The organism is Candidatus Babela massiliensis (assembly GCF_000513475.1).
Lineage (GTDB): Bacteria > Babelota > Babeliae > Babelales > Babelaceae > Babela > Babela massiliensis.
In genome coordinates, this window is sequence record NC_023003.1 from 162,548 (window position 1) to 184,236 (window position 21,689).

17 protein-coding genes are annotated in these 21,689 nt (G+C 26.3%); 8 read left to right on the forward strand and 9 right to left on the reverse strand.

Annotation, left to right across the window (positions count from 1 at the left end; genetic code table 11):
* The first annotated feature begins 128 nt into the window (after window positions 1–128).
* From BABL1_RS00765 to dnaK, 3 genes are all read left to right on the forward strand, one after another.
* Complete coding sequence (locus tag BABL1_RS00765; RefSeq protein WP_023791168.1) at window positions 129–1,487, forward strand: hypothetical protein; 1,359 nt, start codon at window positions 129–131, stop codon at window positions 1,485–1,487.
* A 94-nt stretch (window positions 1,488–1,581) separates the two neighbouring features.
* Entirely contained in the window at window positions 1,582–1,821 is a 240-nt protein-coding gene (locus BABL1_RS00770; protein WP_023791170.1) for a hypothetical protein, read from the forward strand.
* A gap of 448 nt (window positions 1,822–2,269) precedes the next feature.
* The gene (gene dnaK / locus BABL1_RS00775; RefSeq protein WP_023791172.1) at window positions 2,270–4,135 is read left to right on the forward strand and encodes a molecular chaperone DnaK; all 1,866 of its coding nucleotides are present in this window, start codon (window positions 2,270–2,272) and stop codon (window positions 4,133–4,135) included.
* 33 nt (window positions 4,136–4,168) lie between these two features.
* Here the strand turns inward: dnaK and BABL1_RS05150 are convergent, their stop codons facing one another.
* The 5 genes from BABL1_RS05150 to BABL1_RS00800 all read right to left on the reverse strand — a co-directional run bounded on the left by BABL1_RS05150 (window position 4,169) and on the right by BABL1_RS00800 (window position 9,962).
* Window positions 4,169–5,077 (reverse strand): ankyrin repeat domain-containing protein, encoded by a 909-nt coding sequence (locus BABL1_RS05150; RefSeq protein ID WP_023791173.1) that lies wholly within the window; start codon window positions 5,075–5,077, stop codon window positions 4,169–4,171.
* Complete coding sequence (locus BABL1_RS00785; RefSeq protein WP_023791175.1) at window positions 5,067–5,969, reverse strand: ankyrin repeat domain-containing protein; 903 nt, start codon at window positions 5,967–5,969, stop codon at window positions 5,067–5,069. Before BABL1_RS00785 ends, BABL1_RS05150 begins: the two co-directional genes overlap by 11 nt.
* 90 nt (window positions 5,970–6,059) lie before the next feature.
* On the reverse strand, window positions 6,060–7,301 hold the full coding sequence (locus BABL1_RS00790; protein ID WP_023791177.1) for an ankyrin repeat domain-containing protein: 1,242 nt from the start codon (window positions 7,299–7,301) through the stop codon (window positions 6,060–6,062).
* 346 nt (window positions 7,302–7,647) lie between these two features.
* Window positions 7,648–9,054: an ankyrin repeat domain-containing protein gene (locus BABL1_RS00795; protein WP_023791178.1), complete on the reverse strand. Its 1,407-nt coding sequence runs from the start codon at window positions 9,052–9,054 to the stop codon at window positions 7,648–7,650.
* Between the two features lie 95 nt (window positions 9,055–9,149).
* On the reverse strand, window positions 9,150–9,962 hold the full coding sequence (locus tag BABL1_RS00800) for an ankyrin repeat domain-containing protein (protein ID WP_171814723.1): 813 nt from the start codon (window positions 9,960–9,962) through the stop codon (window positions 9,150–9,152).
* Between the two features lie 220 nt (window positions 9,963–10,182).
* Between BABL1_RS00800 and BABL1_RS00805 the strand changes: the two genes are divergently transcribed.
* The 4 genes from BABL1_RS00805 to BABL1_RS00820 all read left to right on the forward strand — a co-directional run bounded on the left by BABL1_RS00805 (window position 10,183) and on the right by BABL1_RS00820 (window position 14,179).
* Window positions 10,183–11,493 carry a glycine--tRNA ligase gene (locus tag BABL1_RS00805; RefSeq protein WP_023791183.1) on the forward strand — a complete coding sequence of 437 codons (1,311 nt, stop codon included), beginning with the start codon at window positions 10,183–10,185 and terminating at the stop codon, window positions 11,491–11,493.
* 85 nt (window positions 11,494–11,578) lie between these two features.
* Window positions 11,579–12,157: a YqaA family protein gene (locus tag BABL1_RS00810; protein WP_023791185.1), complete on the forward strand. Its 579-nt coding sequence runs from the start codon at window positions 11,579–11,581 to the stop codon at window positions 12,155–12,157.
* Between the two features lie 27 nt (window positions 12,158–12,184).
* A complete protein-coding gene (locus BABL1_RS00815) occupies window positions 12,185–13,516 on the forward strand; it encodes a TrkH family potassium uptake protein (protein ID WP_023791187.1) in 1,332 nt (443 codons plus the stop codon).
* Between the two features lie 18 nt (window positions 13,517–13,534).
* Window positions 13,535–14,179: a potassium channel family protein gene (locus tag BABL1_RS00820; RefSeq protein WP_023791189.1), complete on the forward strand. Its 645-nt coding sequence runs from the start codon at window positions 13,535–13,537 to the stop codon at window positions 14,177–14,179.
* Window position 14,180: 1 nt separating this feature from the next.
* Here BABL1_RS00820 and BABL1_RS00825 read toward each other — a convergent pair whose 3' ends face one another.
* Complete coding sequence (locus tag BABL1_RS00825; protein WP_023791191.1) at window positions 14,181–16,985, reverse strand: delta-60 repeat domain protein; 2,805 nt, start codon at window positions 16,983–16,985, stop codon at window positions 14,181–14,183.
* Window positions 16,986–17,176: 191 nt separating this feature from the next.
* Window positions 17,177–17,806, reverse strand: coding sequence for a hypothetical protein (locus tag BABL1_RS00830; RefSeq protein ID WP_023791192.1), 630 nt, complete (start codon window positions 17,804–17,806; stop codon window positions 17,177–17,179).
* A gap of 221 nt (window positions 17,807–18,027) precedes the next feature.
* Here BABL1_RS00830 and BABL1_RS00835 point away from each other — a divergent pair, with 221 nt between their 5' ends.
* Window positions 18,028–19,032, forward strand: a complete 1,005-nt coding sequence (locus BABL1_RS00835) for a hypothetical protein (protein ID WP_023791194.1) — start codon at window positions 18,028–18,030, stop codon at window positions 19,030–19,032.
* Between the two features lie 61 nt (window positions 19,033–19,093).
* Here the strand turns inward: BABL1_RS00835 and BABL1_RS00840 are convergent, their stop codons facing one another.
* A complete protein-coding gene (locus BABL1_RS00840) occupies window positions 19,094–19,801 on the reverse strand; it encodes a hypothetical protein (protein ID WP_023791196.1) in 708 nt (235 codons plus the stop codon).
* A 327-nt stretch (window positions 19,802–20,128) separates the two neighbouring features.
* A complete protein-coding gene (locus BABL1_RS00845; RefSeq protein ID WP_023791198.1) occupies window positions 20,129–21,139 on the reverse strand; it encodes an endonuclease/exonuclease/phosphatase family protein in 1,011 nt (336 codons plus the stop codon).
* Window positions 21,140–21,689 lie beyond the last annotated feature (550 nt).

Consider the following 21,689-nt stretch of genomic DNA (forward strand, 5'->3'; position numbering starts at 1 on the left):
TCAAATATATTAGATTTTTACTAGGATTTATAAAATATTTCTAGAATAAAATATATACTTTAGACTTTGCTTTAATTTATGGTATAATTATGTAAAATAATTTTATTATAAATTAAAAATATAACATAATGTCCAATTTGCCATTTAATTCTAGAAACAATAAATTTTTTATTTCTATATATTGGAATTTATTTGATTCCATAGTAACTCAAGCCTTATTAATTATACATAATATATTGCTACAAAAATTTATAGGAACTTATTTCCATGGATTATTTAGCATCACATTTTCTTTATTTTACTTATTTGTTATATTATTAAACTTGGGACTTGATTATTCTCTTGCCATATTTATAAAAGATATCGTTAAAGATAAACAAAGTTTATTACATTTCATAAAATATCAAATAGTGCCTCAAATAATTCTTATTTCTATCTTTTCTTTAATATCTAGCTTTATAGTTATTAAATACCAAAATATAATAAAGACTCCATTTAAAGATCTAATAAATCTAAATTTAATATTTACCGTAGCACTAACCTTCATATCTGAAAGTGTAAAAAAAACATTAAGAGCTTTTTTACAATTAGTACTCATGACAAAAACAACTGCTTTAGTAGAATCTATAGGAATGTATTTTTATATAGCAACAGTATGGACCTCTTATATTATTAACATAGATATAACTTTAGAATATTGTTGGCTAATTCTATTAATAATTTCTATTTTGCAAGTACTAATATTATCGTATAATCTTTATAAATATTATTCAAATCTTCAAAACAATAGTAAATATATTATCAGCTATGAATATCAAGAGTTGATTAAGATCAGAACTTTTAACTGGATCTTCCAAATGAGCGCTCAACTATTTAATTCAAATTTTTTCGTTCCTTTTTGTTCTTTATATTTAGATTTACATAAAGCTTCATATATTAAAATATATTGGTCTATAGCTCAATGGATTAACTCGATTATAAATAAAAATATTAACATATCTTTAGCTATCTCTTTTGCTAATTTTAAAGATAAATATTTTAATATATTTAAATATTTATCTTATATATTTTACCAAATACTTTATAGCATTATCATAATTTTATTAATAAATGTTAATAAAATAAAATTCTTTATAATGGATAATGACATGCAAAATCATTATATATATATAATGATATTTATAATATTTATAGAGCCCTTTTTTAATTTTTATGAAAAATTATTTATCTTAGAAAAAAGATCGATATCTTTTTCTATATTTACTGTAATTTATATAACAACAGCATTATTAATAAGCAAATATATGCTTAACTATTTTTCAATATCGATAATATTAGCAAGTATTATAATATTACGCTTATTTACAATAATATCCATGTCTGTAACTTTTCTTAATCAAAAAAATATATATCTAGACCTAAAGCCGCATTATAAAACAATTATATTTTCCCTTATACTTGCTCTTTTATATAAATTTTTATATTAAGTACAATTTATTTTTAAAAATTAAAAATAAAATATTGCTTTTTTAAAATAAAATAATATATATTTTTATAAATAATAAAAAAAAGGAGGGTATAATGAAAAAACTATATATAGGTATATTTTTAAGCGGTATGTTATTAAATAGCCAAATGGAAGCAGTAAATCAAGCAAAACCATATCCATCATTATGGCAAAGAATTAAAAATAATGCTCAAGGATCAAGAACATGGGCATCATCAAAATGGAACGGTTGGTTTAACAAATCTAATAAGCAAAACATTAGAAATCAAAGACCAGGCAATAACTACTATCAAAATGCTCCTCAAAGAATTTAAGCAAATACTGTAAAAAAAGATAAAAGGAACTATGTTAAAATAGTTCCTTTTATCTTTTTTTATCTAAAATTTGATATAAAATAAAAAATTGCTAAAAAAACTTGTATTACCAAAATAACTTAACTGATAATGTCAAAATCGATAATCTAAAACTTAATCAGTAAAACGATATATTTTAACTCAAATAATCAATAAATTTAACTTTTTATCAAAATATAAATTGAACTTATATTAGTCTTAATTTATCTTTGTTGTCCATATACTTATAAATATTTACCTTAAATTAACTTTCTTAAATTCTAGTCTTAAGAAAGTTGAGTCTATTACACTAAAAAAATCTTAGTTCATTATTGACATTTTTTCAAAAATCTTATATAAAATTATATAGAAATACAAATAACATTTTATCATTTTTGCATAAATAAATTAAGATAAAAGAAAGGAATAAATGGCAAAAATAATAGGTATAGATTTAGGAACAACAAATTCGGTTGTTGCAGTCATGGAAGGTGGCAGCCCAAAAGTTATTCCTAATCAAGAAGGAAGAAATACAACTCCATCAGTTATTGCTTTTACAAAAGATGGCAAAAGATTAGTAGGCGATTTGGCAAAAAGACAAGCAGTTACTAATCCAGAAAACACAATATATTCTGTAAAACGCTTTATAGGCCAAAAATATAGCTCTATATCTCAAGAGGCTAAACAGGTACCTTACACCGTAAAAAAAGGTGCAGATGATTCTTTAGTAATATTAGCTCAAGGAAAAGAACATACCCCTCAAGAAATATCAGCAGCTGTATTGATGAAATTAAAACAAGCGGCTGAAGATTATCTTGGACATAAAGTAACAGATGCTGTTATTACTGTTCCTGCTTATTTTAATGACGCTCAAAGGCAAGCAACTAAAGATGCTGGTAAAATAGCAGGACTTGAAGTAAAAAGAATTATCAACGAACCTACAGCAGCAGCTTTAGCATATGGACTTGATAAAAAAAACAAAGGAACTATAGCTGTTTTTGACTTCGGCGGTGGAACTTTTGATATTTCGATTTTAGAAATTAATGACGGAGTAATAGAAGTAAAATCAACAAATGGTGACACTTCTCTTGGTGGCGATGATGTTGATCAAAAAATCATTAACTATATAGCTCAAGAATTTAAGCAAGAGCAAAATATAGACTTAAAAGCTGATAAGATGGCTTTACAACGTCTAAAAGAAGCTGCAGAAAAAGCAAAAATTGAACTTTCAAGTATGCATGAAACAGAAATTAACTTGCCTTACATTACAGCAGACGTTTCAGGACCTAAGCATCTTGTTATGAAATTAACAAGAGCAAAATTAGAAGCACTTTGTAGCGATATATTTGACAGACTTTTAGTACCTTGCAAAAAAGCTATGCAAGATGCTGAGATTAATAAAAATCAAATAGATGAGGTGCTATTAGTTGGTGGGTCCACTCGAATTCCTAAAGTTCAACAGTTAGTTAAAGATTTCTTTGGCAAAGAGCCTAATAAATCAGTAAATCCTGATGAGGTTGTAGCATTAGGTGCTGCTGTTCAAGGTGCGGTTTTAGCAGGTGAAGTTACCGATGTACTCTTGCTTGATGTTACACCTTTATCACTTGGAATCGAAACTTTAGGCGGGATAGCAACTAAGATAATTGAAAGAAACACCACTATACCTACAAGAAAATCTCAAGTATTTAGTACTGCTGAAGACAATCAAACAGCAGTAGATATTCGTGTAGTTCAAGGTGAAAGAGAATTTGCAAAAGACAATAAACTTCTTGGTCAATTTAGATTAGAAGGCATTCCAGCAGCTCCTCGTGGAGTTCCTCAAGTAGAAGTTACTTTTGATATAGATGCAAATGGTATAGTTCATGTATCTGCAAAAGATAAGGCTACTAATAAAGAGCAAACAATAACTATTACTAACACTGGCGGTTTAAGCAAAGAAGACGTTGAACGAATGGTAAGAGAAGCTCAAGAGCATGAATCTGAAGATCGTAAAACAAAAGAATTGATTGAAAAACGTAATCGTTTAGACAGTCTTATTAATGACATTGAAAAGACATTAAAAGAGAATAAAGATAAATTAACAGAAGAAGATGTTAAATCTACTCAAGATGCAATAGAAAAAGCTAAAAATGCATTACAAGAACATCAGAATGACGAAACAGAATTGCAAAAAGCAACAGAAGAACTTCTTCAATCATCTCATAAAGTAGCAGAGATTTTGTATAAATCAGCACAACAAAATCAACCTGAAACTAGTCAAGATGATCAAGAACCAATAGAGCCAGAAATTAAGTAATTCTAAAAAGAGCGTACTAGTAGTACGCTCTTTTTATTTATATCTCTCTATTATATCTGCTATATCATATAAAGCTACATCTTGCGCTTTATCTCCTCTTTTGTTTTCAAGATAAGTATCAGCACCATAATTAAGTAAAAGTTCAACAATCTCTGAATATCCCTCTTCAGCTGCTTTGATAAGAGCGGTATCCCCCGAAAAATTTTGAATATTTATAGACTCTCTATACTTACTCAATAGCAACTCTACTATTTTCTTATTACCTGTCCATGATGCATATATCAAAGCCGTAGAGCCATCACATGATTTAGTATTAACACTAGCATTATGGTCAATAAGAATAGAAATAATATCTTCATATCCTAGCCATGCAGCAACTATTAAAGGAGTATTTCCATAGCTATCTTGAATATCAATATTAGCTCCTTTTTTTAATAATAATTTTATCAGATATTTAAATTCGGAAAATCGTACAGCAATAAATAATAGAGGTTCTTTTGTATCATTATATTCAACAATAATATCGGGATTACATCCTAAATTGATAAGTTTAATAAGCTTTGCTTTATCATATTTAATATCAGCATATTGAAATAATTTTTTTAAATTTTCGTTTAATTTAGTCTTAAAAAATTCACTACTTAAAATAGTATCAATTTCTGATTTTAGAAAATCTTTAAAAATTATAAAATGCTTACTAATTAAAAGAACATTTTTAAAGAGTATATCAAATTGCTCAAAAATTATTAAAGGTTCATTATCTAAAGATTCTTTATAAAGATCATATATAATATAATCTAATATTTTATTTTTCAATTCTTGAGTCAAATTAATTAACAAATTCTTCTCATTATACTCTTTAGCATCTTTGATATAGTCATAAGACATAGATCTAAGATCAAAAATCTTTAGCATTAATATCAATAATATTTTATATTTCACTTAAAGACCCTTTGTTCTTAAGTTTTTTATAATCATTAAGTAAACTTAATATATCTGCTTGTTCATAAACGGAAGCTATATAAAGAGAATCTCTTTGATATTTATCTTTAATATAAATATCAGCTCCACTTTTAAGAAGAAGATTTACAAGGGTTAGATTGCGCATTCTAATGGCAATCATTAAAGCAGTTTCTTGAAGTTCATTCTTTGCATTAATATCTACTTGATGCGAAATAAGATATTCAACAATATTATAATCTCCTTTAATAATAGCAGATATTAATGGTGTATATCCTCCTGTGCTACGTACATTAAGATTAGCTTGTTTATACAATAATAAATTTATTAATTTTTGAAATTTATCTTCTTGAACAATCATAACCAATATAGGTATATAATCATAAATTGGCATAATACAACTATGTGAATGTATACGCTCTTTTTTTACAAACAAATTGGGATTTGCTCCAGCCATAATTAACTTAGCAGCTTTGATTTCATCTTGAATATTGTAATCACCAATTATAATACTTGCTAACATTTCGTCTACATCAACTTGACGCTCTTGGCTATCAACAACTATATCATTGGCAAAAAATTGAAGATAAGTTTTAACTAGCTTATTGATCTTTTTGATTAGATCTTGCTTAAATCCTCTATATTTTTGGCATGTTAATAAAATATTTTTTAAATATAAAGATAACTCATTAAATACATCTAATATATTGTTTTCTAAAATAGTAATTTTAAGCCCTGATTTAAGTATTAACAATTGTAATTCATCTGGCAAAGAGAGAAGCATAGAGCTATTTGTTTCTTTATAACCAAAAGCCATAGAATTAAGGTTTATAAACAAGCTGATTACACATAAAATAGATATTATTTTTTTCATTGTTAAACTTGATTACTGATTATACTTTAATACTAATCAGTTCATTATAAAAAATAAAAAACAATAATTTCTAGGGTTAAAAAATAAGATTTAGATTTTTATTTTATCCTCAAGCCATTTAACTATAACTTTATGGCCATTTCTTCGTGCATAGTAAAGTGCTGTATATCCTTCATCATTAGCAATATCAATATCAGTATCAGGATTATTAATAAGCACTTTAACAATATTTTTTTCACCTTGATCTGAAGCTAAAATCAAAGGAGTATTTCCATAATCATCTTTGATATTAACATCGGTTCTTTTATCTTTGAGAAGCTCTCCTGATAATTCTTCATTACCTAGTCTAATAGCAAGAATTAATGGTGATATATTTTCGTTATTTTTTACGTTAATATCAATGGTAGATTCTTCTAATATACGTTTAATAATATCTATATTATTATATCTTATAGCTATCATTAAAACTGTGTCTCCGTTATTATTCTTAACATTAATATCTTCTAATTTCTTATTATAATAGTTTAGAAGAACATTAACTGAATTTGTATTGCTATACATTACTGCTAACATTAAAGCTGTATTTCCATCTTGATCTTTAGCATTAATATCAAAATTAGTAGATTCAAGCAAAAATTCAAGTAAACTCTGATCATGTTTTGCTGCATTTAGAAAAGCCTTTTTTATATCTAATTTTGGATCTTTCATAATAACTTTTACTATATTGTCATAACCATATTCATAAGCTTGAGATAAGGCAGTAAAACCAAAAACATCTATAGCATTAATATCTACTGCTGTATATTTTAAAAGCAAATTTAATAAATTTTCATAATTTTTTTCAGAAGATAAAATTAAGATATTCGTTCCTTGATCACTTTTAACATTAACATTAGCTCCTGATATAACAAGTTTTGCTAAATTTATTTCACTAAATTCTTCTTTATTATCATATTTCATTAGATCATACTTATTGAGTATACTCTTAAGATTACGATTTAGATCTTCTTGATTTAGATCGATTTTATCAGGAGCCAAATATTGACGAATAACTCTATTAACATCTTTTGACTTAGATATACGCCTAAAATCGTCATCAATTAAACACACTTTAGTCAAATATTTTATAATATTATCATAAGACTGGAAAATATTTTGATTTTTATTCAAAAATTTTATTATATTTAACATTAGTATTTTAATAAATTCATCTTTTTTATGTTCAAAATTAATCCCAGTATTTACCGTATCTAATGATTCCATTGAATAAATAAAGTTTATAAAAAATATATTAAATATTATTAAAACATATAAAATATATATAAATCTCATTCTTTTCTCCATTTTTATAAAGTTAAAAAGCAATCCCATCAAATTATTATTTCCATGATATAATAGAACAAATTTATTACTATTGACTATTTGCTTTAAAATATTTATTTGTATTAACAGTATATAACTATTTGAAAAATATTGTCAATTTTAAAACAAGATATTTATGCTTTAATACTACAATTGAATATTTCATATACTTAATTAGAATTAGAACATATATCATTGTTTGGAGAAAAAAATCAAAAAGTTAGCTGTGGCAAAACAATGTCTGACTGGAATATATTAAAAAGTGATAAATTACATTACTTATTTTAAAGATAATTATGTTAACAAATGTAAAATATTAAAACATATAACATGAAACAGATTCCTCTAATTTCCCATTATGATTGAAGTAATAATTATGTTCAAGAGCAAGCATTCGCGCCCTTTCACCAAAGTAATTTGATATATCAATATTGGCTCCTTGAGAAATAAGTAAATTAGCTATATCAATTTTATTACCTTTAAGAGCTAATATCAAAGCGGTATTTCCATACTTATCTTGAACATTAATGCTTTTACTATCTAGTTCAACAATAAGCTTAACTACAGCATAATTACTATAATCAACCGAATGCATCAAAATAGTTTTACCTTCTTTATCAAGAACGTCAAAGCTAGGTTTTTTACTAAGAATTAGTCTTATTATACCTTCATTATTACTTCTAATAGCATACGTCAAAGCAGTACGCCCATCTTCATCTTGAACATTAACATCAACATTTTTATCAAGAATAAAACTCACTATATCTTCACTATTTTCATATATAGCCCACATCAAAGCGGTTCTACCGTCTTTAGATTGCACATTAAGATTACATTTAGCATCAATCAATAATTTGACTACCTTTTTATTGTCTCTGAATATAGCTTTCATTAAAGCTGTATATCCCTCTTGTTCTTGTTGTATATCTAACATAGGGCTACTATCCAATAAAAGTTTAATAATACTTTCATCACAATCCTCACCAATAGCAATCATTAATGCTGTTTCTCCTAAACTGTTTATTGAATTGATAACAGAAGCATTATCTATTAATTTTTTAAGAAGAACTCTAATTAATTCTATATTTTTATTATATACAGCATACATCAATGCCGTATAACCAGCATTATCTTTTCTAGTAATATCTAAACAATAATCAAGTAAAATTTTAATAAATTCTTTATTATCTTTTTTATCTATTATAGATGACACATAAATTAGACTATCTTTGCCATTCTTATTTATTATATTAATATCGGCACCAAAGATAATAAGACATGTTATTTTTTTTAAAATATCATTTCTATGCTGTGTTAATAAATTATAGTCACTTATCATAGAACAAGTCAGCTCAGGAGTTTCTAAAATTTCTTTTAATTTTAAATTTATATTATTTAAAGAAATATAACCGTTAGAAGAGGAATAATATCTTCTGACAAATTCTTTGATTGGCACAATATTGCCACAAAATAAATTTCTCATTTCTTTATTAAGTAAATTAAAAGTTTTAAGAAAATGAGATAAATTATCAAACGCATGAAAGATATCTTCTTCATTCTTTAAAATTAGCTCAATAACTTTATAAAAAATATGAAGTTTAAGTTCTGAAGGTAAAGATAAAAAAGTATACTCCATATCTTTTGTTTCTTGTAAGTTTTCCATAGATAAAATATTATTTAAACTAAAAAATAAAATTACAATAAAAATAGTAAATTGCTTCATTTTTCTCCTAATTTATTCTTAAAATAGATTAATTTTTAATTATTAAATAATATAAAATAGATGTACAAGAAAATTAATCAATATCATTTAAAATTTTATTTATAATCAAAGAATAAACATATAAATTTTTTCTTTTTTGATGAAACATTACGATAACTATCAATTAAATTCACTATACTTTTATGACCTCGCTTATAAGCAATATCTCGAGCAGTATATCCTTGATTATCTTTTAAATTTATATCAGCTCCTTTATCAAGCAAAAGCTTTATTATATCGATTTTATTACTTGCAACAGCCCACATTAATGCGTTCCATTTATGCCCAAAATAAGATTGAATATCAACGTTAGGATTACAATAAAGAATATTTTCTACTATACTTTTATCCTTTCGTTCACGAATTGAATAAATTAAAGCAGTATTTCCATAAACATCTTGAGCATTAATATCGGGATTATAATCAAGAATAATTTTAATAGTATCTTGAGAAGAAAATTTAGTTACCCATATTAAAGCAGTACTACCATTATTACTTTTAAAATTTACATTAGCACCAAAAAGTATTAATCCTATTATTTTTCTTTCAATATTTAGGTTGTATAGTGAAGTTTCACTTGCATCTAAAATTTCTTTTAATTTATTGTCTAAATATTCTGAGTTATATCTATCTTGGCATAATATAGTAATTAATCTTTTATTTAATCTTATGAGATCATTTTTGAATCTTTTAAAATATTGATTTACTAAATAAATATTTTTTAAAAAATTAGATAAATTATCAAATAAAACAAAAACATCCTCATTTTCTCTTATAATTTTCTCAACCACCAATTCAAAGATATAAATTTTAAGCTCATCAGGCAAACAAGAAAATATAGATTCACTATCATCACTATAATTTTGCATAGATAAAATAAAATTACTAAATATAATAAAAATTAATGATAAAAAAATGCTTAATTTAACTGATATTCTCATTACAATACAAATTTTAAATTTATTTCATAATCAATATTTCTAATAACTAACTATACCAAAATATGTATAAAATTGCTCCAATAAGCAAATTGATATATAATTATAAATAATAAACAAATATAAATCAGTTAAGTATTAGGGAGCATAAATGCAAGTTACACTAGAAAAAATCGTTGCATTATGTAAAAGAAGAGGATTTGTATATCCTTGTGCAGAAATTTATGGCGGTCTTAATGGTGTTTACGATATGGGACCATTAGGCACAATGATCCGACAAAATATCAGAAAAGCTTGGATTAACTCATTAAATTCAACTGACTTAGATATTTTATTTATAGAAGGAGCTATCCTTGGACCTGAAGCTGTTTGGCAAGCGTCCGGGCATGTATCGAATTTTCAAGATCCAATGGTAGATTGCCTAATATGTAAACATAGATTTAGAGCTGATGAGATAGATATCGAAAAAGCCTGTTCAAGTTGTGGTAATAAAAACTGGACAGATGTTAGACAATTTAATTTAATGTTTAAAACTCACGTTGGAGCTTCCTTAGATAATTCTAAAGAAAATTCTATCGCTTACTTAAGACCGGAAACAGCACAATCTATATTTGTTAATTTTAAAAATATAATGTCATCAAATAGAGTAAAAATTCCATTTGGTGTTGCACAAATTGGTAAAGCATTTAGAAACGAAATTACTCCAAAACAGTTTCTATTTCGTGTTCGAGAATTTGAACAAATGGAAATTGAATGGTTTTGTAAAGAAGAAGATGCTCTTAAATTCTTTGAATTTTGGTGTAATACAAGACTCAATTTCTATTCAAATATAGGTATAAATAAAGACAAGATTACTCTAAGAAAACATGAAAAGGAAGAGCTCTCACATTACTCTAGTTGTACCTCTGATGTTGAGTACCAATTTCCCTTTGGCTCAAAAGAACTTGAAGGTATTGCCTATAGAGGAAACTTTGATTTAAATCAACATATGAAATTCTCTCATAAAGATCTATCTGTATTTGACGAAGCTACTAAAACTTCTTATGTTCCTCATGTTGTTGAATGTTCAGTAGGCACTGATCGTTTATTCTTAACTTTATTATTTGACGCATATAATGAAGAAATTGTAAATGAAAATGATACAAGAGTAGTTTTAAAGTTACATCCTTCAATTGCTCCTTATAAAGCAGCTTTTATGCCTTTAAGCAAACAGTTAAGTGAACAAACAAAGAAAATATATAAAGATATAAAAACTAAATACACTTGTGAATTTGATGAATCAGGCTCTATTGGCAAAAGATATAGAAGACAAGATGAAATTGGAACTCCTTTATGTTTTACCTATGACTTTGAAAGTTTAAATGATAATTGCATTACGGTCCGTAATAGAGATACAATGAAACAAGAACGTATATCAATAGATAGTATCGAAAATTATATTAAAGATAATTTGAAGATATAAAGATTAAAAATATTAGGATAAAAATGTCGATAGAATACCAGAGTTGTATAAAATATAAAAATAAGTTAAAAAGAAAGCTTAAAATATGAAGGGACTCTTAAACTGGGTAAGCAATCATGCTAACTCACCTAGTGGATCCTACATATTAAGTCTTTTGACTTTTACTGAAGGCTTTCTTCCTATTCCAACTAGTAGTCTATTGGCATTTTATTGCTTACATAATCGAAATAAATCTCTTTTTTATGCTTTATTAGTTACTATATCTTCATTTGTAGCCTCTTTAATCGGTTATGGAATAGGATATTTTTTTGGAAATACTGAAATATTCCAATACTCACTTAGCTATATAATCTCAAAAGAAACATTAGAGTGGATAGCTCAAAATTATCAAAACTACCAAACTTGGGCCATATTAATAGGATCCTTACTACCTTTTCCATTTAAGTTTCTTACACTAACTGCAGGATTCTTTAAAATTCCTTTTATACCATTTTTAATTCTTACATTTATAGGACGAGGAATCAGATTTTATGCAATTGCTATAAGTATTTATATATGGGGAGATGAAGTAACTCATTTCTTAAACAAATACTTTTATTATATTATTAATTTTATTAGAGCTCTATTATATTTATATTGCTTTATAACAATATTAAAATATTAAAATTTTAAAGTATATTAAGGAACCTAAATGTTTGTCTATAGACAAAGAACTTTTAGCAAAATAGTTATTTTTTCAATTATTTTAGCGATAATAATTGGCACTGCATTACTTAAATTACCAATATCTCAAAATATACCTGTACCTTTACTTGATTGTTTATTTACCGCTACTTCATCTATTTCTGTAACGGGGATATTAACTGTTCCATTTGATTCTTTTACCCTATTTGGGAAGATAATAATAGCATTATTAATACAAATTGGAGGAATAGGCTTAGTAACTCTTTATCTATTTCTATTTACCCTTTTTTCCTCTAAATTAGCAATAACTACCAAAATTATGGTGGGACAAATATTTGAGCTTGAATCTTTAAAAAATATTAAGCAAGTACTGAGTTTCATAATATTATTTACATTAACCTTAGAATCGATCGGAGCTTTAATAATATACTTTATTATTTCTTCAAATTATTCAACCAAAGAAGCTATTTTTCATTCTATATTTCATAGTATATCTTCTTTTTGTTCTGCAGGTTTAAGTAGTTTTGAAAATAATATGATAAATTTCCAACAAAATATACCAATGTTGTTAATTACAGGAATTTTGATATTAAGTGGAACTTTAGGATTTATAATGTGGTATGAACTATTTCTATATATTAAAAATAGAATTAACCATAAAAGATTATCTTTATCTTTAACAACAAAAGTTATATTAAGTACAACTACAGCTTTAATATTAGTAGCAACTTTACTATTAATAATGCTTGAGAGTTATAATTTTTTTGATTTTAAATCTTTTGGAATAACTTTATTAAATATGTTATTTAATGCAATATCTTATAGAAGCACTGGATTTACAACAATTAATCTTGAGCATGCTCAAATAGCAACAATATTTTTAATTTTAATATATGGATTTATAGGCTCATCACCCGGCTCAACAGGAGGAGGAATAAAAGTTACCACTTTTGCTATATTTATAGCAACTATAAGATCAGTAATTAAAAGTAGAACTTCTATAGAACTAAAGATGAGAAAAATCCCTCAAGATGAAATATTTAAAGCTCTTGCTATCTTATCTTTAAGTTTTTCTTGGATAATTTTCTGTACTTTTATATTATTGCTTACCGAAAAAGATAAGAATTTTTCTCAACTGTTTTTTGAGACTCTCTCTACATTTGCAACTTTAGGAGTTGCAACAGATACTACTCCTCAACTTAGCATATATGGCAAATTAATAGTTATTGCCAATATGATCGTAGGACGTATAGGCACACTAACAATATTGCTGGCATTTGAAAAAGGAAACGAAAAACCAGAATTAAAATACCCTGAAGAAAGAATTACAATAAATTAATTAAATTTAAAGGAGATCATGAAATTTTGCGTTATCGGTTTAGGTCGATTTGGCTATCAAGTAGCTACCACTTTAGCAGAAAATGGCATGGAAGTGATAGGAGTAGATAGTAATGAAACAATAATAGCCTCAATTAGAGATGAAATTACACAAGCAGTCTCTATGAGAATAAATGATGAAGACGATCTAAAAAGTATCGGTGCTGATGAAGCAGAAACTGTAATCGTTGCTATGGGCGAAAATTTTGCTCAATCGATATTAATTACTGCACTATTAAAACAAAAATTAAAAACTCCTACAGTCATTACAAGATCTATTAGTTTAATACACAGAGATATTCTTAGATTAATTGGTGCCGATCAAGTAATATTACCAGAACAAGAAGTAGGTCACCGATTAGCAGAAACATTGAGCTCTCCTTCGAAATACTATATAAAAGTTGCCAATAATTTTGGTATAAGTCAATTGTATGTACCAGATTATCTGGCTGAAAAAACAGTTAAAGAGATAGACTTAGAAAATAGATTTAATGTAAAATGCATAGGCATAAAAGTAAATGATAATGAAATCTTACCGCTTGAAGAAGATCATGTTGTTAAATCTGGAGATATATTAATAATCTCAGGCAATAATAAAGACCTTGCTCAAGTATCAAGATTATAGCTTACTTTAAATCAAGGGTTTTACGACCAATTACATAAGATTGGTCTTCATTACCATGAGAAAGAAAATGTAGTTCATTAGTACTCTCTGGCTTTGTTTTTATTATTCTATCTTGTGGAATATTAACGCTTAAAGAATTTGAATTCTCGTTTATATTCTCCTGATTGCTTTTAATATTTTGTATATGCTGACCATTTAAAAATACTTCAATGTGTCTTTTATCAATATTTCTTTTATTTTCTTCTTGAGATATAGTAATGTTAACAATATTTGAATAAATATTTGTTTGATTAGTTTTATTTTTACCAATTGCTTGAATTTTATATACTCCAGGTAAAAAGTCTGAAATTTTCACCTGCCATTTACCTCTTGAATTTACTATAACATTATCTATATTTTTATCATTAATTTTTAAGGTTAAAGTGCTATTTGCTCTAGCAATACCACTTATTATAAGACTATCTTGATTAGCATGTAAATTATTTTCAGGTTCAATAATCTCTGGAGCTATAGCACTTGAAGTATCTAGTACAAAATTTATATTTTTTGATATACCGTCATCCAGCGAATCATTAACTCTAAAGTTATGATTACCGTCAGATAAATCACTTAAATTATATTCCCAAACTCCTCTATCTGATATCTCGATAGTACCTAAAGGTCTATCATCAAGAAATATAGCTATTGAACTATCAGGTTGTCCTCGACCTGTAATTAATATATTATTATTAAATAAAGTAGAATTATTCTCAGGCGATATTATTTCAAGCTCAAACCTTCCTATATCTTGCTCTTGATTTGCAGAATAAAGATAAAGAATATTTGAAGTAAACTTAAGTTTACTAATCGGATCTATAGAAAAAGCATATATAGCATTTCTGTTTTGAGATAAATTATTTAACCGTACAGACCAATTACCTAAATAATCTGCAGTAACATTAGTATGCATATCATCATTTACAACGATATTAATAATACTTTTAGGATGAGCAGTTCCCTCAACTACCGCTTCTGGGGTTTCAAGCAAAGCATAAGGATCGGGACTTAAAATTACCGGGCTTCTAAACCCAATAAATGAAGAAGATATTTGAGCTATTTCATCAGGCGTCATATCAATACGTCCAAGTTGAGGAATCTCAGGCACAGTTGAGCCTTGAAATATACTTGCTTGAGCAACAATACCATTATTTATATCGGTAATTACTACTCCTGGTTGAGCCCCAGCTGGATTAAAATTTGTTGTATCTAAAACTCCATCTGTATTATACCGAGCTATTGCAAAATTATTGTAAAAAGAATCATTTAAAGCGCCTCCGCCAACTACAATATTGGCGTCTTGATCTAATACTATAGAATTAGCTCTTGCATCACTTTGAAATCCTGATGAATTAGAACCATTCTCTATATTAGTTATAACATACCCAGTAGGAGCATTAAAAGTTAAATCTAAAGAGCCATCTTGATTATATCTCAGTGTAAGAAAAGCTGCTGCTTCAGTTTCTATAATCGCACTTTGAACTTCTAGAGCAGTAAGAAGTGAAACTGTCGTTAAAGTATACCCACTAACCACAGTTTTAATATTACTAGAATCAGAAGTATCCAATACAAGATCAGTAGCAAATCCTGAGACATTAAGTCCTGCAGTTGTTTCAATTGTAGTTAATACTATGCCAGGTGTAAAAGGATTTATGGTTCCACCAGGATTAAAAGTAGAATCTAAAGTGCCATCATCATTATATCTAACAACAATAACATCATTTGTATCAACATTATTATCTCTTATAGATGCAGTGCCTACAACTATAATTTTTTCAACAGCGTCTATCGTTTCGGTTTTTATAGCAGAACCTGTTATATATGCAGAATAATCATCACTTAAGGTAGTAATAACAGCTCCAGGAAATCCCGAATTAAGACCCGTAGGGTTAAAAGTGGTATCTATGCTACCATCACTATTATATCTAATAACTAATATTTCTACTTCTGTATTAATATCTGCATAACCACCAATTAATATTCTATTGTGGCTATCTAGAGTAACTGAATTAGCTATATTAAGTAACCCACTAAAAGTTTCATTGGGATTAGCTGTAGCATTAGTAACTACAACACCTGCTTGACCTGAATTAAGGCCGGTAGGATTAAAAGTAGAATCAAGTATGCCGCTTTCTAAATATTTTACTATAGCAACTTCAGTACTAGCATTATTTGTATTATAGGTATAACCCGCCACTATTATATTATCATTTGCATCTAGCACTAATGATGTAGCGATATCACTTGAAGCAATGTTAGTCAAAGCAATTCCCGGCACACCCGAAATTAGGCCAGTTGGATTAAAAGTAGCATCTAAAGATCCATCTTCATTATAACGCGCTACTGCAAAATAATTCATAGTAGAACTTCCTGTAGTAGTTATCAAAGATTCTATTTGTTCTAAATAACCAGCTGCCACAATTCTATTTTGACTATCTATTGCAATACCATTAATTATACTATTACTTTGATCAATATTATTTGCTTGATTAGTACCTACTGATATAGCTGTAGTAACTATTCCAGGTTGGCCCCCTGTAGGATTAAATGTCATATCTAAAGTCCCATCGGCATTATATCTTGCTATTGCAAAATTAACGTTACTACCAAAGTTAGAACTATCAGCAGCATTATAAAATCCACCTGCCACTATCTTATTATTTTGATCTACGGTGATAGAATTTATATAGCAGTTATTTGAATTTAACGATAAATTTATACCAAAAACTAAAAATACCACAATGAATTTAGAAATCAAATTGTAAATCATTATCATTTCCCATTTAATTCTTATAAAATGGCTTCTTTATTTACAATATTAAGTATAAATAATTTACATTGTAAAAAGCGATAATTTTACTAATTAATTTTATAATTGAAATATATTTATCTATTGATATTTAAAAAAATAAAGGCTTGGTTTCATCCAAGCTCTTTTATTTAATAACTATGATAAAGGTTTTACATTGATACTATTGCTATTGGCAAAACACTATCTTCTTCACAACCAACACTTATAACTAAATTCTGGTTAATATAATTTTTATATTTATTTTTTAAATCTTCAAATAAATTAAATACCTGAGCAATTATATCAACTCCCTCTTCAAAACAGGACTGTAAATCTAAGTAAAATTCTTTAAATGCAACTCTTTCTTCTTCAGAATCAAAATTTTGGCAAAAATCTTGAATATTAAAAGATCTTAAACATCTTTTACTTTCTAAAGTATCACCATAAAAAGAAATAGAAACCTTTAGATTATCTATATTAACCAGGTCTTTATATCTATTTAATATAATTTTATGTTTTTGCATAACTTCAACTAATTTAATTAATATATCTTGAGACTTAATATTAAGCACTTGTATCAATTCTACAAAATCATTTCTTTCTTTTTCACTTAAAGAATCATAAAACTCTCTAACCTCAGAATCTTCTAAAGCTTTTTCTAAGCTAAAAATATTATCCTCATTAGCATTAAACTCTACTTCTACTAGTTCTTCATTATCTTTATCACAGTTTTGACTAGCAATAATATTTAATGATAAAGTAAAAAATAAAAAATAAATAAACAAATTTTTACATAACATTTCTTTAACTCCTTAGCATAAACATAAATGCAGTTAAATTATCATTAAAAATTAGAGAAGTCAAAACATCCTTAATAAAATTAAATCTAGTAAACGAATATTCTTATTATAACCATTTTTTTAATTTTTATAAATATGTTATAATATAGCTATAAAATAAAATAATATTACAGTTATAAAGAAATAATAAGATATATTTAGACAAATCAAGGAAGATATAAATGAATAGATATAAAATTTTAAGTATTATTCTATCATTATGGTGTTTCACCACAATGGCTATGGAAAAAAAAGAAGAACCAAATTTAAAAGAAAAAACCGGATTAAATATTGCTAAAGATCTTATAAAAGTTTACGATAGTGAACTATTAGAAACTAAATCAAGCACCAAGGCTTTCAATAAAATTGAGCAATATCTTGTAAATAAAAACTTACCTAAAGATCTTATTGAGTATATTTATTGCTTAATAAGTATCAACTTAAATAGAAATGATATTTTTTTCAAAGAAATATTCAAAAAGTATGCAGAATCACAAAACCTAGATTTGTTCTATAATTTATGTCCTCAGGCGCAATATATAATAGTTGTTAGGCTCTTAAATACTATGATACACTATGCACAACAGACTGCAACAGAACAAAAGCATATTTCAAGAGAAATAGAGCAACTTATTAGAGACATAATAAAATTAAACTCAAATAGAAACTTTGCAAACAAGCTATACGCTAAATTACTAAGTATTTACAAAAATTTATCTAAAGTTACAAATATAGATCCTAAAATTCTGACTTATTCATTAGTAATGAAAGATAAAATCTACTCATTAATAAGAGAATTAGAAAATAATTTACAAGATTATTTTAAAGATATAGATATTAATAAAGAGATGTTAAACTTTGAAAAAGAACTAATGAATATTGCTCAAGAAATAAACAAGCAAGCACGAAAAGCACTTGAAGAAGTACAACAAGAAGATATTATAAGTCAAATAATAGCTTATGAAGATAAAATGCTTGAATTGCTTCAAAATAAAAATAATGAAGAAGAATCTTATATTAAAAATGTAATTTTAAATTATTATAATAAATTTGGATCTATTTTTATATATAAGGCTTTTGATAAATTAAAAGAAGAATTAAATAAAAATTACGATCTAGATCATAAGTTAAGAGTTTACTTTACAAATCAAGTAGAAGAAATAATCAAAAGTATTATAGAAGCATAACTGCTAAATAAGAAAGAGATGGTACCATCTCTTTCTTATTTATAAAAAATTTATTTATCTATCAAACTCGATTAGAGATTCCCCAATCCGCTAAATTTGGATAAATTTCAGTTAATAACTTCATCCATAATCTACGCCGACTTACATACATAAGAAAATTATAACCTTTTTTATTCGCTATCTTAACTCCATCAGCTCCTGATAAAACTAATCTAATTCCTTCTTTATAAGTTTCAATATCTTTATCTTCTTCTAACTTTTCTAATATTATAGCTAACTTCGAATCAAGCTCATATGTAGTTAAATCTTTATAATTTGATTTAATCTCTTCTCTTAAATAGTTAAATCTTTCCTTTTTTAACTGAGATTTTATAGCTTCCAAATCCAGGGCATACTCTTGAAGCACATTCCTAAACTTCTTACATACAAGACGTAAATTAATCATTTTATTACTAAGGTCTTGATCAACTTTATACTTGTATATAAATCTATGCTCATAATTCAAATTTCTTACAAGCTGTCCTTCATAAAGAGCAAATATATCATTATAGCTATTAATATAAGATCTTATTAATTCAATAAAAAATAACTTTATTATCTCTTTATCCATTTTTTCAATTTCAGAAACTTGATCAATAGGTTCATTTATTCTATCATCATATGATTCATTTCCTTGATGGATCTCAGCCTTAGATTTACCTATCATAGGATAAACTGCTGTAAATATATTGATTAAAATTAAAAAACCTAATATCACTTTATATTTCATAATATTCCTTAAATTTATAAACTTCAAAAGATATAATATATCATAACAAATATCTATAAATTATTTAATATAATTATTATCTTACCTATTTTATTGTATTATCTCATATTTTTATTATACAAATATAAATAAAAAAATCAACTTTATTTAAAATAATAAAGTAAAACTACCCATTAAATCAATTAATTTAACTCAAAATCTAATTGATTCTATAACTCTTTGAATTATATTCCATAAGTAACCTAAATAACAAAAAGTAAGGGAAAGAATTTACATATCTTTCCCCTTATACAATCGTACTATCTCTTAATCTTTAACTTTTAAATTTCACTTTGAAGATTTACAGGAAAATTCAATAGTTCCCAGAACACCAAGGTGATCGGTCATTGTAGAAGTAAAGGTATCAATAATATCTGATTTTGCACTACTTATTGCAGATGGATTTAAAAGCCATACATAATCAAGTCGATCAGTTTCAGTTTCTGCTACCTTGTCCCCTTTCCAACTACTACTTTTTATTTTTTTTGAGCCATTTATATAGGTATCAAGAGCACCAGGAAATGTCTTAAGAAGTTCTTCATAATTCACTGTATCACGTAAACGACTTATATTAAAATCTCCTGCAAAAACTATTGGAGCATTTTTATCCTTTACAAATGAATAGATCTCTTTCTTTGCCTGATGAAGTTCCATATTAACAATGTCATCTGATGAAAGTTTATCAGGATCCTTTCCTTCACAACTTCTAGGATCGACTAATTTTAATTTTGCAAGCCAATTTTTTGCATTGGAAGCTAATTTTATATACCAGTCTTTTGATACTCCCGCTTGAAAATGGGCAGTAAACATATAAAAAGGACAACCATTAACCGATATTTCAGCACCCATAATACCTTTTCTTGCAAGTGCTTCTATCCCTGCCCAACAGCTAAAATCCTTCTGGAATTTTCTAATAATAGGATATTTACTTAATATAGCTAATCCTGAATCAACTCCACCACCAAAATAGGCATTTTGTCGTGTATCAAAAAATGCATGAGGATAAATATCTTTTACTTCCTTATAAAGCAGGTTACGTAATGCCTTTGAATCAAACGCTTCTTGAAATACAATAATATCTGGCTTTTCAGACATATCTTTAATTGTTTTTCCCATCAATGTAGCTCGAGAATTATTATTCCTCATGTTAACATCAATTTGTCCAAAAAAAACAGTTAGTAATGCTGTATTAAGAGTAAGAACTTTTACAGTATTTTTTTGCTCTATTGCTCCAAATGATTGACCGTTCCACATGATAATACTTATACAAACCAAAGATAATAATTTCCTTTTATACATAATGAATTCCTTTATTTTTTATTAAATAATGGTAATTTTTGCCAAATCTTAACAATATAATCATAACACATCGAATATTCAAATTGAAATACTTTCTTAAGTAATAATTTATATCAATACTTTCATAACAAATAGCAAGAATGGCTAAAATAAGAAAATAAAGTTAATAAGTAATAAAAAAAGACCTAGTTTAAGCCTAGGTCTTACAAAATTATATAATAATAAATTATCTACAAAATAAAAATTTAACCCTGGCAAGTTCCATTTCGCAACAGTTATACGAAGATTCTGTTAAAACTTTAATAGTTACTTTATTTTTTAATTCCGAAAATTTATTCACCAAATTCTTATGTTTATTGTATAGCTCAAACAATCTATTTAAACTATTTTGGGAATTGATTAATAAATTTTCAAATTTAAAATTTATATCCTTGTTTTTTCTCCTGTTTTGTCGAAAATCTCAGAAGAATTTTACATGGAGATTTTTTTATTTCAATTTTTTTAGGTCACAACTTGAGTTATTTAATAATTCATATCCACATTAAATTAA

Excerpts from the sequence above, each read along its gene's own strand:
- BABL1_RS00835 (WP_023791194.1), top strand. The coding sequence starts at position 18,028 with ATGAATAGATATAAAATTTTAAGTATTATTCTATCATTATGGTGTTTC.
- BABL1_RS00770 (WP_023791170.1), top strand. The coding sequence starts at position 1,582 with ATGAAAAAACTATATATAGGTATATTTTTAAGCGGTATGTTATTAAAT.
- dnaK (WP_023791172.1), top strand. The coding sequence starts at position 2,270 with ATGGCAAAAATAATAGGTATAGATTTAGGAACAACAAATTCGGTTGTT.
- BABL1_RS00795 (WP_023791178.1), bottom strand. The coding sequence starts at position 9,054 with ATGAAGCAATTTACTATTTTTATTGTAATTTTATTTTTTAGTTTAAAT.
- BABL1_RS00825 (WP_023791191.1), bottom strand. The coding sequence starts at position 16,985 with ATGATTTACAATTTGATTTCTAAATTCATTGTGGTATTTTTAGTTTTT.
- BABL1_RS00830 (WP_023791192.1), bottom strand. The coding sequence starts at position 17,806 with ATGTTATGTAAAAATTTGTTTATTTATTTTTTATTTTTTACTTTATCA.
- BABL1_RS00800 (WP_171814723.1), bottom strand. The coding sequence starts at position 9,962 with ATGCAAAATTATAGTGATGATAGTGAATCTATATTTTCTTGTTTGCCT.
- BABL1_RS00815 (WP_023791187.1), top strand. The coding sequence starts at position 12,185 with ATGTTTGTCTATAGACAAAGAACTTTTAGCAAAATAGTTATTTTTTCA.
- BABL1_RS00785 (WP_023791175.1), bottom strand. The coding sequence starts at position 5,969 with ATGAAAAAAATAATATCTATTTTATGTGTAATCAGCTTGTTTATAAAC.
- BABL1_RS00765 (WP_023791168.1), top strand. The coding sequence starts at position 129 with ATGTCCAATTTGCCATTTAATTCTAGAAACAATAAATTTTTTATTTCT.
- BABL1_RS00810 (WP_023791185.1), top strand. The coding sequence starts at position 11,579 with ATGAAGGGACTCTTAAACTGGGTAAGCAATCATGCTAACTCACCTAGT.
- BABL1_RS00845 (WP_023791198.1), bottom strand. The coding sequence starts at position 21,139 with ATGTATAAAAGGAAATTATTATCTTTGGTTTGTATAAGTATTATCATG.
- BABL1_RS00805 (WP_023791183.1), top strand. The coding sequence starts at position 10,183 with ATGCAAGTTACACTAGAAAAAATCGTTGCATTATGTAAAAGAAGAGGA.
- BABL1_RS00840 (WP_023791196.1), bottom strand. The coding sequence starts at position 19,801 with ATGAAATATAAAGTGATATTAGGTTTTTTAATTTTAATCAATATATTT.
- BABL1_RS00820 (WP_023791189.1), top strand. The coding sequence starts at position 13,535 with ATGAAATTTTGCGTTATCGGTTTAGGTCGATTTGGCTATCAAGTAGCT.
- BABL1_RS00790 (WP_023791177.1), bottom strand. The coding sequence starts at position 7,301 with ATGAGATTTATATATATTTTATATGTTTTAATAATATTTAATATATTT.